Here is a 12,898-nt window from a genome sequence, read left to right as displayed (position 1 = left end):
CAATATATATCTGCTTTTAGCTAAATACAAATAAGCCTACATTAACCCCATAGTTAGTCATGGCATTTCATGTGCTGCTTATTTAATTTAAACAGATAGAGGTATTCAATTGGAACTATTTAGCCCTGAGTTTTTTTCGGCACTACTAGCAATTGTGGTGATTGATTTGGTATTGGCTGGCGATAACGCTATCGTCATTGCGATGGCCGCCAGAAATTTGCCAGCCCATTTGCAAAAGAAAGCGATTGTCTGGGGAGCGGTTGGTGCAATTGCAGTGAGAAGCGCAATGACGCTGGTAGTGGTGTATCTACTTAAGATACCGGGCTTGATGTTGATTGGTGGCCTGCTCCTAGTGTGGATTGCTTACAAGCTTCTAACCCCTGCAAAAGATGAAGATGGTGGTCATAACAATGCCTCTACTAGTTTTTGGGGTGCAATGAAGACCATTGTGATTGCTGATGCAGTTATGGGTCTAGATAACGTCTTGGCTGTGGCTGGCGCCTCTCATGGTAGCTATGTATTGGTTGTATTAGGTTTGCTCATTAGTATTCCAATCGTAATTTGGGGTTCAACACAAATTCTGAAGTTGGTTGAACGCTATCCATCGATCACTTATATAGGTGCTGGCGTATTGGCATGGACTGCGGCCAAAATGATGATGTCAGAGCCGATAGTTAAGGAAATGCAGTTATTCCAAAACCCTGCATTTGGGTATGCCGTCCAAGCCCTTGTGATATTTGGTGTTTTGTTTGGTGGTTTCATGAAGAGTAGGTTGGCGTTGGAGGAGACAATTGCGCCAGCTGTAGTTGATACAGAAGTATCCGATAAGCAGTCTAATAACGTAGGAGGTGAAGTAATGAATAAAGTTCTCATCCCGGTTGATGATTCGAATAATGCTTTGATGGCCATAAAACATGCGGTGAACATGTATGGCAACGATCGTCAAACACAGTTTCATATCTGTAATGTGCAGCCTACCCTGTATACGCACATACGTAAGTTTTTGAGTAAGCAAACAATCAACGAGTGGCAAGCAGAGCGCGCTAAAACTGCGGCGAAGTCAGCATCCGAATTTCTAGAAAAAGCAGGCGTGAATTTCTCCTTTACATATGTGACTGGCGATAAGGGAGAGGCTTTACGAGATGAAGCGCAGCGCTTAGATTGCAATCGAATTGTGATTGGAACCTCTAAGAAAAATACGCTCAGCCGCTTATTTGAAAACTCGACGACAGCAAAATTACTGGAAATCAGTGATATTCCTGTTGAGGTAGTGACTGGCAAGTCTTTATCTACGCTCGAGCGTTGGGGCATCCCTGCCTTAGGGGCGGGTGCAGCAACTGCCTTAATGGCAGCTGTGATTGACTAGTTTTACAACCTGCGGTTCTCTTTATGCCCTCTACCCGAGGGCATTTTTTTAGGCTAATACTCAGTAAAAAACAGAATTAAAATCAATTAATATCTGCTTTATTAAGACTAAAGATCACCTTATATTAAACCTATGTTGTTCAACTAAGGAGACGAGACATGAATGTCATATTGGAAGCAAAAGAACAAATCGAGCCAGAATTCAAAACCTTCACTGAGAATCGCGTGAAATTTTCTCTCAAGCGACTCTTTTGGTTGGTGCGAAAAATTAAAGTGAAGTATTCCTCTGTGGCCCAGGCAAAAACAGGCTGTAATCAAAACTGCATTATTGAATTGCAAACTTTTGATAATCGTCAGATAGAGGTGAGCTTTACCGCCAGAGACCGAAGAACTGCGCTAGAGATGGGCTTAAAGAAGGTTTATAAGCACATGCAAAAAGCGCTTCATAAGGCTCAAAAATATGGTCGCCTCTCTAACCATGTGTATGCGTGAGTGCGAACAGAGTGTTATTGCTAACTGTGATCTAATAAGATGAATAAACGGGGAGTAGCCTGCCCAGCAATGGGTCTCACATATCGTCATTACGGCCTTCAAGCCCGGTATGTGAGTAATTTTTAAGGCAAGACCATTTACTATTTTCTAAATGGCTAAATATTGACTTTCCATCTCAAAATCTTTCGTTCTGGCATTGTTTTGCACTCTTGCGCCCCAAATTGGGGCCATTTCCTTGCTCTTCCACATGGGTGGTTGGATAATTTGCGTTTAGACTCTTTGCAAGTTGGGCGTATGACGCGGTACCGATGGATAGCGATTGCTTTTGTTAGCACCCTGATGGTGGCAAATGTCAGCGCACAATCTAAAAAGTCATTCACTATTAACGACTTGATTTCCATCTCTTTAGAGTCCAGCCCTCAAGTCTTGGCTGCCCGAGATCAGTCCAAGGCGATTAAAGGACAGTTATCTACTGCAAGAGCCATCCCAAACCCAGAGTTTGAGATCAGTACTGGTCAGCAAAGATCCGCTACGGGCCCTTTGACAGTAGGCAGCGTGTCTTCATGGGCGGTTACTCAGCCATTGGATATGCCTTACACCCGCTTCCCTCGAGTGAATGCAGCGGAAGCAAATTTACGCGCAGCCGAGGCAACACGTGTTGCATTTGAGGTCGAGACGATTTCCAGAGTTCAACAGCGCTTTTATGAATTAATGCGCCGTGAAGCAGAGCAAAAAGCCGCAGAAGAAGATATGAGTCTCACGAAGCAGATTCGGGATCGTATGCAAATTCGGTATGACGTTGGTGAGACAGCGCGCTTTGAATTGATTCGGGTGCAAACTGAATTTCTTAACGCACAAATTACAGCGGAGTCTAGTAAGTTGCGGGTAGAGCAGGCTCGTAGTCAATTGCGCCAAGCGGTGGGTCATCAGTTGCCTGCAGATTACACGGTGATAGCAGAGCAACCAAAGCCTGAGGTGTTGCCTTCACTAACTCAGCTATTGAATGAGGTTCAAAGCCAGAGCCCAGAACTGCAAAAGGCAAAAGCAGAAGTAGAGGCTTCCGAGTCTAAGTTGAGCTTTGAAAAAAATTCTCGCTTACCTCGTTTAGCTTTCAAAGCCTCTCAATACAATGACCCAAACTTTACTGATCGTCTCTATGGTTTGCAAGTAAGCATTCCGATTTGGGACTTCAAGGGTGGACAGATTGCTGAGGCAGAAGCAAATGCTTCCAAAGCTAAAAATCAATTGAATGCGCAAAGCCAAACCTTGGATCAGCAGATGGAAACGGCTTACAAGCTATATCAAATGACTAGCTACCAAGTAAAAGTTTTAAGTCAGGAAGTAGTGCAGTTGGCGGGCAGTGCGCAAAGGATTGCTGAGGTGTCTTATCGCTATGGTGAGCGCGGCATGTTGGAGTATTTGGATGCCCAAAGAACCTTTCGGGCGGCACGAAATGATTTGATTAAGGCACGTTTTGATTTAGCTTCTGTAGTCACTGAGATCCAAAGATTAAGAGCAAGTCCTGAGTGGCTTGCGAAGATAGAAAGTGGAATGCAATGAACCAAGAGTTAGCGGCGATTCTGAAAAAGATCAAGGTCTGGAAAACCTTTTTGGTCCGAAAGATTAAATTCCACTCAAAGGAATTATTCGGCCAAGTTATTCAGACCCAAAACCAGCTATATGCTCAGGCCCATCAATGGCTTGGCGAGCATGTGCCTGCTATTACTGGTCGCTATGACAAATCCCCATCATGGTTTAAAAGTGGGTTGTTTTATCTGCCTTGGTTCTGCGCATTCATCATTGTTCTAAATTACTTCAACGTATTTGATAGAAGTCCCGCCATTAAATCTGTGCAAGATCCCAATGTGGTTATCGTCAATGAAGATTTGCATAAGATGATTACGGACGGCAAAGCTCAAGTGTCTCCATTTGTTGAGGAGTTGCGCGCCTCAGGTCGAATTGATTTTAATGAGCTCTATCTTTCTCGAATTGGCGCTAACGTTACTGGCCGAGTTTCAGAGATTCTGGCCGTACCTGGTCAGATCGTGAAGCAGGGCGATATCTTGGCAAAAATTACCTCTACTGAATTGACTCAGTCGCAACTTTCGTATTTGAAAGCGAAGAGCGCCAGTCAGCTGGCTGATCAAGCTGCCAATCGTGCAAAAATTCTTTATAAAGAGGACGTGATTGCTCTGGCTGAGTTGCAAAGGCGTGAAGCTGAGGCGAGTAGCGCCAAAGCAGAGTTCCGTGCCGCCAATGATCAATTGCGAGTGCAGGGCATGGATCAAGCAAGCATCGACCGACTTGCTAAATCGGGTGTGATTGAATCTATTAATAATGTGATTGCCACAATTCCTGGAGAAATTGTAGAGCGCAAGATTAATAAAGGTCAGGTAGTGCAACCTGCTGACGCCTTATTTACCGTTGCTGATCTCAGCTCGCTCTGGGCAATCTCTGAGGTGCCAGAAAGTAATTCATATTTAATCCGTAAGGGTCAAAAAGCTTCTGTCATTATTCCAGCGCTGCGCAATCAAGATATTGAAGGTGTGGTCGCTCATGTAGATTCGATTGTTAATCCACAAACCCGTACTGTGGTGGTACGGATGGAGCTGGCAAATAAAGAAGGGCAAATTAAACCTGGCATGTTGGCAACCATGTTGATTGAGAGTCAGCCGGTGGATAAATTAGTAGTGCCTTTGGGCGCTATTGTTCGCGAAGATAATCATGATCACGTTTTCGTGAGGCTAGATGATGATACTTATCGCATGGTCCCCGTTAAGCTTGGTCCAGAAGGCAAAGGCTATCGCCCTGTGATTTCAGGACTCAAAGAAGGCCAAGAGATTGCTATTGAAGGTGCTTATCACTTAAACACAGAGCGTAAGCGTCAGCTTAGTGGCGGATAAGTAAATGATTGAAAGAATTGTTCGTCTCTCGTTACAGCAGCGCTTATTGGTGGTCATTATTGCCATCGTATTGCTTGTTGCTGGACTATTAGCTACTAAACGATTGTCCGTTGATGCATTTCCGGATGTCACCAACGTACAGGTTCAGGTGGCTGCTGAGGCTCCAGGAAAATCGCCAGAAGAGGTAGAGCGCTTTGTCACAATTCCAGTTGAATTAGCGATGACTGGTTTACCAGGTTTAACAGAAATGCGTTCTTTAAACCGCAATGGCCTCTCTGTTATTACTTTAGTATTTACAGAAAAAACTGATATTTACTTTGCCCGTCAATTAGTAACAGAGCGACTGATTGAAGTGGCCTCCAAAATGCCAGTTGGCATCACGCCTGTTTTAGCCCCTCCATCCACAGGTCTAGGTGAGGTATATCAGTACACTTTAGATCACCCATCAGATCGTCATCGTGAGTTATCGGTGGATGAGCTTTCTGATCGCCGTGCTGTACAAGATTGGATTGTGCGTCCGATGCTCCGCTCTATTCCTGGGGTGGCTGAAATTAATACGCAAGGTGGTTATGCCAGAGAATATCAAGTATTGGTGAATCCTGAGCGCTTACGCCATTATCAAATTAGTTTGCAAGAGGTTTATCAAGCGCTTGCAAGAAATAACGCCAACTCTGGTGGTGGTCAGTTACCAACATATGCAGAGCGTTACCTCATTCGTGGTTTAGGTCTGATTACTAAGCCAGAAGATATTGGCAAGATTATTCTGAAAGAAGTGAAAGGTATTCCGGTATACGTGAGGAACGTGGCTGAAGTTACGATTGGCAGCGAGATTCGTCAGGGTGCTGCCATTAAGAATGGTTATACCGAAAGTGTTGCCGGCATTATCCAGATGATTCGTGGTGGTAATGCAAGAGATGTAGTGAATCGCATCAAGCTCAAGGTTGAAGAAATTAACGAAGGTAAGCTGTTGCCAGATGGCTTGCAGATTGTGCCTTTCTATGACCGCACAGATTTAGTTAATGCCGCCATGTTTAATGTGGCAAAAGTTTTGGTTGAAGGCGTCATTCTGGTCATTATTTTGCTTTTCCTCTTCCTGGGGGATGTGCGCTCATCACTAATTGTGGTTGCCACCTTGCTGCTGACGCCACTATTAACCTTTTTGGTGATGAATCGCTATGGTATTTCAGCAAACTTGATGTCTTTGGGTGGTCTTGCCATCGCGATTGGCATTATGGTGGACGGCTCTGTCGTGGTTGTAGAAAACACGTTTGCCGAATTAGGCGAGCGTCTCAAAAGCGGCGAATCCAAAAACAGGATCATCTTGGAAGCGGCATCTGAAGTTGGTAAACCGGTGCTCTTTGGTGTTGGCATCATTATTTTGGTCTTTATGCCGCTACTTTCGCTTGAGGGTATGGAAGGCAAGATGTTTGCACCGATGGCGATTACGATTGCTATCGCCTTAACCATCTCTTTGATTCTGTCATTCACACTGTCGCCAGTCCTGTGCTCCTATATTTTGAAGGGTGGTGGCGAGGACGATACGAAGATCGTCAAAAAAATGCGCGCACCATATGAGCGCTGGTTGCATTGGTGTTTGGCAAATCCTAAATTAGTAGTCAAACGCGCCATCATTGCACTAGGTATTAGCATGGTTGGATTTGTATTGCTTGGTAAAGCATTTATTCCGGTGATGCAAGAAGGCTCCATTACGCCAGTGATTGTCCGTGCGCCCAATATTTCTTTAGACGAGTCTATTAAATTAGAGTTTGAGGCAATTAAACGCATCATGACTATTCCTGGTGTAGAGATGGCGGTATCTCGACTGGGTAAAGGCGAGTCACCAGCAGATCCGGGTCAGCCAAATGAATCAGACCCAATCGTGACACTCAAACCTTTAGGTGATCGAGATCTGAGCCAGGAAGAAATTGCACAACAAATTCGTGAAAAACTCAAAACTTTACCCGGAATTGAGTTAGCAATTTCTCAGCCGATTGCAGCTAGGGTGGATGAGATGGTATCTGGTGTGCGCTCGCAAGTAGCGGTCAAAATCTTTGGTGATGAGCTGCCTGTCTTGCAAAAGCTGGGCTCGCAAATTGGTCAAATCTTGACCAAGATGAAAGGTAGTAACGATTTACGTATTGAGCAAGCCTCTGGTCAAAACTATCTCAACATCAAAATTGATCGTGATGCGATTGCACGCTATGGCATTAATGTTTCAGATGTGAATGAAGTGATTGAAACGGCAATTGGCGGTAAGCAGGCCAGCACTATTTACGAGGGAGAGCGTCGCTTCCCCTTGGTACTGCGCTACCCGAGTTCCTATAGAAATAATATAGATGCAATCGAAAATATTATTTTGCATTCACCTGACGGGGCACAGGTATTGATGCGAGACTTGGCTGAAGTGACCTTGGTAGAAGGCCCGGCCCAAATCTCTCGCGAGTCCGGTAGACGTCGCCTTGTAGTGGGTGTGAACGTTGAGGGTCGTGATTTGGGCGGCTTTGTAAAAGAAGCTCAAGAGTTGATTGCGAAGAATGTGGAATTGCCCCAGGGTTATACCTTGCAATGGGGTGGTCAGTTTGAAAACATGCAAAGAGCGATGGCACGCCTCATGATCATCATTCCTTTAACGGTCTTGGCAATATTCTTCTTGTTATTTATGTTGTTTAAGTCGATACGTTTGGCGGGCCTCATTATTTTGGTTCTGCCATTTGCATCGATTGGCGGTGTATTTGGTTTGTTTATTACTGGCGAGTATTTATCGGTTCCAGCGGCGGTAGGATTTATTAATTTATGGGGTATCGCTGTGCTTAATGGCGTAGTCTTGATCTCCTTTATTAAGCAGCTGCGTGAAGACGGATACAGCATGGAAGATGCTTTGCTTCATGGTTGCGGTCATCGCTTTAGACCAGTCATGATGACGGCTTCAGTAGCAATGCTTGCGCTGGTTCCTATGCTGTTTTCTGGAGGCCCTGGTTCAGAGGTGACTCGACCCTTGGCGGCCGTGGTAATTGCAGGTTTAATTACCTCAACAGCCTTGACCTTATTGGTATTGCCTGTCCTGTATAGATGGTTTGAAGATAAAGAGGTGGAAGCATGATGGAAGTCAAGGCGGTGATTCGCCCAAATAAATTACCTGCTCTCAGAACAGCTCTCATGGAGACTCCTGGGTTTCCGGGGATGACAGTTACTAAGGTAGAGGGCTGTAGCGCGCCTTCAAAAACCAGTAAGGCGAATATCAAAGATGAGTTAACTGACTACTCAGCAAAAGTGAGAGTAGAGATTATTTGCAATGATGAAGCTGCTGAAGTACTTATGGATCGTATCGTCACAGTATGTCAGACGGGCCAAGTGGGTGATGGTGTCGTGTGGTGCACTCCAGTACCAAAAGCATTCTTTATTGCTAAGTCAACTGGCTAAATCGACCGACTCAATCAAACCTAAGCTTACGATTTAATAATCTCTAATGCTTTTTTAAATGATTGATGAGAGGCACTTCCTAGCCATTCAAAAGCCAGCATCTCAACCGTGAGAAGAGATGCTCCGGCCGAACCAAGTCGATGCAAAGCAATATCTCGATCAAGAGAGCGACGTGAGCCAATTGCATCAACCAAAATCGAAACCTTAAAGTTCTGTCGCAAGAGTTCTAGAGCAGTTTGCATGACGCATACGTGAGTCTCACATCCCGCCAAAATCAGCTGCTCTCTATTTTTGGATAGCGCATTGATTAGTCCGTCTTGGCAAGCATCAAAATGCTCTTTCGCTACTGTCGTTTCGCAATATTGGGTAATTGCATCAACGTTGTGACCCAGGCTTTGGGGGCTTTGTTCAGTGCCAATGATGGGGATGTCTAATAGCTTGGCGATCTGAGCGATCCTGATGCATTGTTTGAGAACATCTTCCCCTAGATGAATAGCGGGCATTAATCGACTTTGTAAGTCAATGAAAACAAGCGTTGAACGGATTGGGGAGATTTTCACCATCTGCTATGCGCGTAAGAGTTTCTTGAGGGGCTAGCGCTGTAGATGAATGGTGCGGTCAGTGCAGTTGGTCGCCACTGGCGACCAACTAAGCTAGACATTCAACAAGCAGAAATTACTTTACTAATAAAACAGGTTGCTTTGCTGAGCTAGAAACACGCTGAGCAACTGAACCAATTAGAACATCCAAAATACCGCTGCGACCTTTAACACCCATCACAATCATGTCTACTTTATCTTTATTGGCTAGGGCAATGATCTCTGCTGAGATCTGACCACGTTTAATAGCCATATTGTGTTTAACCCCAGCCGCATCCAATACTTTTTGCGCTGGCTTTAACTCTTTTTCGCTTACTTCGCGTAGGTAGTCATCAACTACGCTTTTAGCTACGAATTGTTTAACGTGGCCAAGACCAATATCGTCATGGACGCTAACCAAAGTGACTGTAACCGGGCTGCGAGAGTTCTTTGCCATTTTGGCAACATACTTAGCGGCGTTCAATGAGGATTTAGAGCCATCCACAGGAAGTAGTACTTTCATTTTTACCCTTTCTTTATTTAAATTACTTTTGCTCAGTTTAAGTCAAATAGAGCATGCCAACAATGATTGTGGGCTGTTTTATGGCCTGTATGGCCGAACAATCGATTCAAGTCCATGGGTATCCTGCTTTTCCTCCAGCGTTTGGATCTGCTTGCGGAGTTTGGTGACCTCCTTGCAGCTCAACTTTCTGAGCTTTTTGGAGTCAATGCCATAAGTGTCCACGAGACGTCTACGACGAGCACTACAGATCTGAAAGCGGATGATCCAAAATAAGGCAAATAGTGCGGGAGAGAGCAATAACAAAAGAATGGTCATGACTTCATCTTATGCCTATTTAATGGCAGCGCCCTGAAAATAAGCGCTTGATAAATTCACTCAAGCATTTACAAGGAACTCTATTACCCCAGCAGGTGCTGGCTGAGTAGTTTGGTTGCCGGAGAATGGTTAATTCCCGCCTTGGTCGCTACTAATAAGTTGCGTTTTGCCCATGCATCTCCCAATTCAACAGTCTTCAAGCCCATAGCCTTGATTTGAGCAGCGCATGCCTGAATAGGTAACACACCAATTCCTAGATTGACAGCAATCATCTGGCACATAGCATCGTAGCTACGAACCTGGATACGTAAACTCATTTGCTTGCCTAATTTCTCGGCGCTACGTGAAGTGAGCTCAAGAAGTGAGCTGCCTCGATTGAGTCCTACAAAATCATATTTAAGACATTCTTCAAATGAAATGCTTTTTCTTTTACTTAAAGGATGATCCTTACTGCAGGCAATTACCAGTTGATCTTTGCCCATGATGTGAGTTTCTAATCCCGTGGTAATGGGGCCCTCAGCAAATACACCAATATCCGCAATACCATCCATGAGTGCTCTTACGATATCGCCGCTGAGTTGCTCTTCCACTTCAACCTGTATTTCTGGATAGTCTTTTAAGAAGCTTGCTAAAGCGGATGGCAGAAACTCCGTTAAGGCGGACATATTGGCCCAAAGTCTTACATGACCCTTAATGCCCTTGGAGTATTCACTCAATTCATTACTGAGTTGCTCAAAACCCTGAAACAAGCGCAAAGCATGTTGCATTACGGCGTGGCCTGCATGCGTCAGGGTGACACCTTTGACGGATCGATCCAGAAGCGCCATACCGACAGTTTCTTCAAACTCAGATATCCGTCTGCTGGCTGCTGACAGGGCTAGGTTGCACTCATTCGCGCCCTTGGTAATGCTGCCAGATTGAACAATGGCGCAGAAGAGCTTTAGGGTAACAAAGTCAACTCTGGCGGGGTTTAGCGGCGATTTCATGGGGTAATTCTACCCATACCTTCGCAAAATGAGAAGGTTAGACCTCAAAATAGCAATTTTCAGCTCTATTGAAGAGGGGTAACTTTCTATAAAACCGATTTGAGGGGAAGTAATGGAGCCATTAGCAAAGTTAAAGGTGGTGGAAATGGGGCAGCTTATTGCTGGGCCATTTGCCGCTAAAACATTGGCAGATTTTGGGGCCGATGTCATTAAGATCGAGCCACCTAAAGTTGGAGATGCATTGCGTAAGTGGCGACTATTAAAAGATGGCACATCTGTTTGGTGGCAAGTGCAGTCACGCAATAAACGTTCCCTCTCTTTGGACTTAAGGCAAATAGAAGCGCAGGACATTGTTAGAACTTTAGTTAAAGAAGCTGATGTGTTAATTGAAAACTTTCGTCCTGGAACATTGGAAGGTTGGGGTCTTGATCCGGAAAAATTACTTGAGCTCAATCCGAAGTTGATTGTTCTTCGTATTAGCGGTTACGGTCAGACTGGTCCCTATAAGGATAAACCGGGCTTTGGTGTTGTAGCGGAAGCCATGGGTGGCTTACGTCACCTCACTGCTGAGCCTGGCAGGGTGCCAGTTCGTGTAGGCATCAGTATTGGCGATACCTTGGCCTCTTTGCATGGCGTGATTGGTATTTTGTTGGCGCTGCAAGAGCGACACAATAGTGGCAAAGGTCAAATTATTGATATCGCTTTATATGAGGCGGTATTTAACTGCATGGAGAGCCTCCTACCTGAGTACAGTGCGTTTGGTGAAGTGCGCCAGGCAGCAGGCAGTGCCTTGCCAGGTATAGCTCCAACCAACGCCTATCAGTGCGCAGACGGCGGCTACGTATTGGTTGCTGGGAACGGCGATAGTATTTTCAAACGCTTGATGACTGTGATTGGCCGCGATGATTTGGGTAATGATCCGCAATTAGAGAATAACGATGGTCGCGTGAAGCGAGTAGCTGAGTTGGATCATGCAATTGGTGAATGGACTAAAACAGTAAGCACTGCGCAGGCATTAGAGGCTCTCGATGCAATGGCTGTGCCGGCGGGGCGGATTTATACCGTTGCTGATATCGCTAGCGATCCACATTACAAAGCCAGAGAGAATATTCAGACTATTCAGATGCAAGATGGCTCGAAGCTTGATGTGCCTGGGGTCATTCCCAAGCTATCTCGCACACCAGGATCCATTAAGACGCTTGCTCCGGATATTGGTCAGAACACTGATGAGATCTTAAAGAGTATCGGCCTAACCAACGATCAGGTCGCTTCTTTAAAAGAGCGCGGCATTGCATTTACGAAATAAAAGAACAAAAAACAAAGTAAAAACCAAAAACCAAAAAGCAATGAAGAAATAGATAAGCAAAGAGAAAAATATGACCAGAATTTATTTTAATGACGTAGTAACCAGAGATGGCTTTCAGATTGAGCCTCACTTTATTCCGACCGATGACAAAGTGAAGTTAGTCAATGAGCTCAGTGATTGTGGTTTTGCCAAAATTGAAGTGACCTCATTTACTTCTCCCAAGGCAATTCCTATGCTGCGTGACGCTGAAGAGGTGATGGGTCGTATTAAACGAGTACCGGGAGTCGAGTACACCGTGCTAGTTCCTAATTTAAGAGGTGCAGAACGCGCCTTTGAATCTAAAGCCGATGAATTCAATCTTGTCATGTCTACATCTGAGACACATAACTTAGCTAATCTCAGAATGGGTAGAGAAAAAAGCTTTGCCGGACTCGCCGAAGTCATTCAATATGTTGACGGCAGAACGCCTATTAATGTTTCGCTATCAACTTGCTTTGGATGCCCCATGGAAGGCGAAGTTCCTCAAACGGTAGTTGAGAAATTTGCACAACGCTTTGCCGATCTGGGCGTGAGAGGGCTAACCATTTGCGATACAACGGGAATGGCCAATCCTGAGCAAGTGAAAAAGATGAGCGAGGCATTGCAAAAACGTTTTCCTAATCTACAGCTCACTTTGCACTTTCATAACACTCGAGGAATGGGTTTAGCGAATGTGCTGGCCGCAGTGCAATCTGGCATTGTCCGCTTTGATGGTTCCTTAGGTGGCTTAGGTGGATGTCCATATGCACCTGGAGCCAGCGGCAACATCTCCAGTGAAGATGCCATTCATATGCTTGATGCCATGGGGTATGACACTGGCATGAACATTCCTAAGTTGTTACAGCTCGCAAAAGAGTTGCCAAAGATTGTCGGGCATGAGGTTCCTGGCCAAGTGGCTAAGGCAGGTAGTACTTACACATTGCATCCAGAGCCAAGTTACGTAGATGAATTACGTCGCGCTCAATAAATAG

The 12,898-nt window shown here is 45.0% G+C and carries 12 protein-coding genes and 1 pseudogene; 9 read left to right on the top strand and 4 right to left on the bottom strand.

The genetic code is table 11. The features are described 5' to 3' along the window. Positions 1-109 precede the first annotated feature (109 nt). The 7 genes and pseudogenes from ICN23_RS09980 to ICN23_RS01725 all read left to right on the top strand — a co-directional run. Positions 110-778 (top strand): annotated as a pseudogene (locus tag ICN23_RS09980) (TerC family protein); the annotation flags it as partial. Then, complete coding sequence (locus ICN23_RS09975) at positions 761-1,366, top strand: universal stress protein (protein WP_370624774.1); 606 nt, start codon at positions 761-763, stop codon at positions 1,364-1,366. The pseudogene ICN23_RS09980 and the gene ICN23_RS09975, both read left to right, overlap by 18 nt. 158 nt (positions 1,367-1,524) lie before the next feature. Then, positions 1,525-1,857 (top strand): hypothetical protein, encoded by a 333-nt coding sequence (locus ICN23_RS01745; RefSeq protein ID WP_216230642.1) that lies wholly within the window; start codon positions 1,525-1,527, stop codon positions 1,855-1,857. Between the two features lie 294 nt (positions 1,858-2,151). Continuing rightward, the gene (locus ICN23_RS01740; protein WP_216230641.1) at positions 2,152-3,417 is read left to right on the top strand and encodes a TolC family protein; all 1,266 of its coding nucleotides are present in this window, start codon (positions 2,152-2,154) and stop codon (positions 3,415-3,417) included. Then, positions 3,414-4,760 carry an efflux RND transporter periplasmic adaptor subunit gene (locus ICN23_RS01735; protein ID WP_216230640.1) on the top strand — a complete coding sequence of 449 codons (1,347 nt, stop codon included), beginning with the start codon at positions 3,414-3,416 and terminating at the stop codon, positions 4,758-4,760. The genes ICN23_RS01740 and ICN23_RS01735 overlap by 4 nt, the downstream gene beginning before the upstream one ends. Positions 4,761-4,764: 4 nt before the next feature. Next, positions 4,765-7,860: an efflux RND transporter permease subunit gene (locus ICN23_RS01730; RefSeq protein ID WP_216230639.1), complete on the top strand. Its 3,096-nt coding sequence runs from the start codon at positions 4,765-4,767 to the stop codon at positions 7,858-7,860. Then, on the top strand, positions 7,857-8,180 hold the full coding sequence (locus tag ICN23_RS01725) for a P-II family nitrogen regulator (RefSeq protein WP_216230638.1): 324 nt from the start codon (positions 7,857-7,859) through the stop codon (positions 8,178-8,180). The genes ICN23_RS01730 and ICN23_RS01725 overlap by 4 nt, the downstream gene beginning before the upstream one ends. Before the next feature lie 26 nt (positions 8,181-8,206). Here the strand turns inward: ICN23_RS01725 and ICN23_RS01720 are convergent, their stop codons facing one another. The 4 genes from ICN23_RS01720 to ICN23_RS01705 all read right to left on the bottom strand — a co-directional run bounded on the left by ICN23_RS01720 (position 8,207) and on the right by ICN23_RS01705 (position 10,582). Next, positions 8,207-8,743 (bottom strand): isochorismatase family protein, encoded by a 537-nt coding sequence (locus ICN23_RS01720; RefSeq protein WP_216230637.1) that lies wholly within the window; start codon positions 8,741-8,743, stop codon positions 8,207-8,209. A gap of 112 nt (positions 8,744-8,855) precedes the next feature. After that, positions 8,856-9,281 (bottom strand): universal stress protein, encoded by a 426-nt coding sequence (locus ICN23_RS01715; RefSeq protein WP_216230636.1) that lies wholly within the window; start codon positions 9,279-9,281, stop codon positions 8,856-8,858. A gap of 78 nt (positions 9,282-9,359) precedes the next feature. Beyond that, the gene (locus tag ICN23_RS01710; protein WP_216230635.1) at positions 9,360-9,596 is read right to left on the bottom strand and encodes a hypothetical protein; all 237 of its coding nucleotides are present in this window, start codon (positions 9,594-9,596) and stop codon (positions 9,360-9,362) included. 83 nt (positions 9,597-9,679) lie between these two features. Next, the gene (locus ICN23_RS01705; RefSeq protein WP_216230634.1) at positions 9,680-10,582 is read right to left on the bottom strand and encodes a LysR family transcriptional regulator; all 903 of its coding nucleotides are present in this window, start codon (positions 10,580-10,582) and stop codon (positions 9,680-9,682) included. Between the two features lie 112 nt (positions 10,583-10,694). Here ICN23_RS01705 and ICN23_RS01700 point away from each other — a divergent pair, with 112 nt between their 5' ends. Next, a complete protein-coding gene (locus tag ICN23_RS01700; RefSeq protein ID WP_216230633.1) occupies positions 10,695-11,888 on the top strand; it encodes a CaiB/BaiF CoA-transferase family protein in 1,194 nt (397 codons plus the stop codon). 70 nt (positions 11,889-11,958) lie between these two features. Next, a complete protein-coding gene (locus ICN23_RS01695; RefSeq protein ID WP_216230632.1) occupies positions 11,959-12,894 on the top strand; it encodes a hydroxymethylglutaryl-CoA lyase in 936 nt (311 codons plus the stop codon). Positions 12,895-12,898 lie beyond the last annotated feature (4 nt).

It is taken from the genome of Polynucleobacter sp. MWH-Jannik1A5, from assembly GCF_018881795.1.
Classification (GTDB): domain Bacteria; phylum Pseudomonadota; class Gammaproteobacteria; order Burkholderiales; family Burkholderiaceae; genus Polynucleobacter.
The sequence above is the reverse complement of the archived record's forward strand: the minus strand, read 5'-3'. Positions and strand labels throughout refer to the sequence as shown.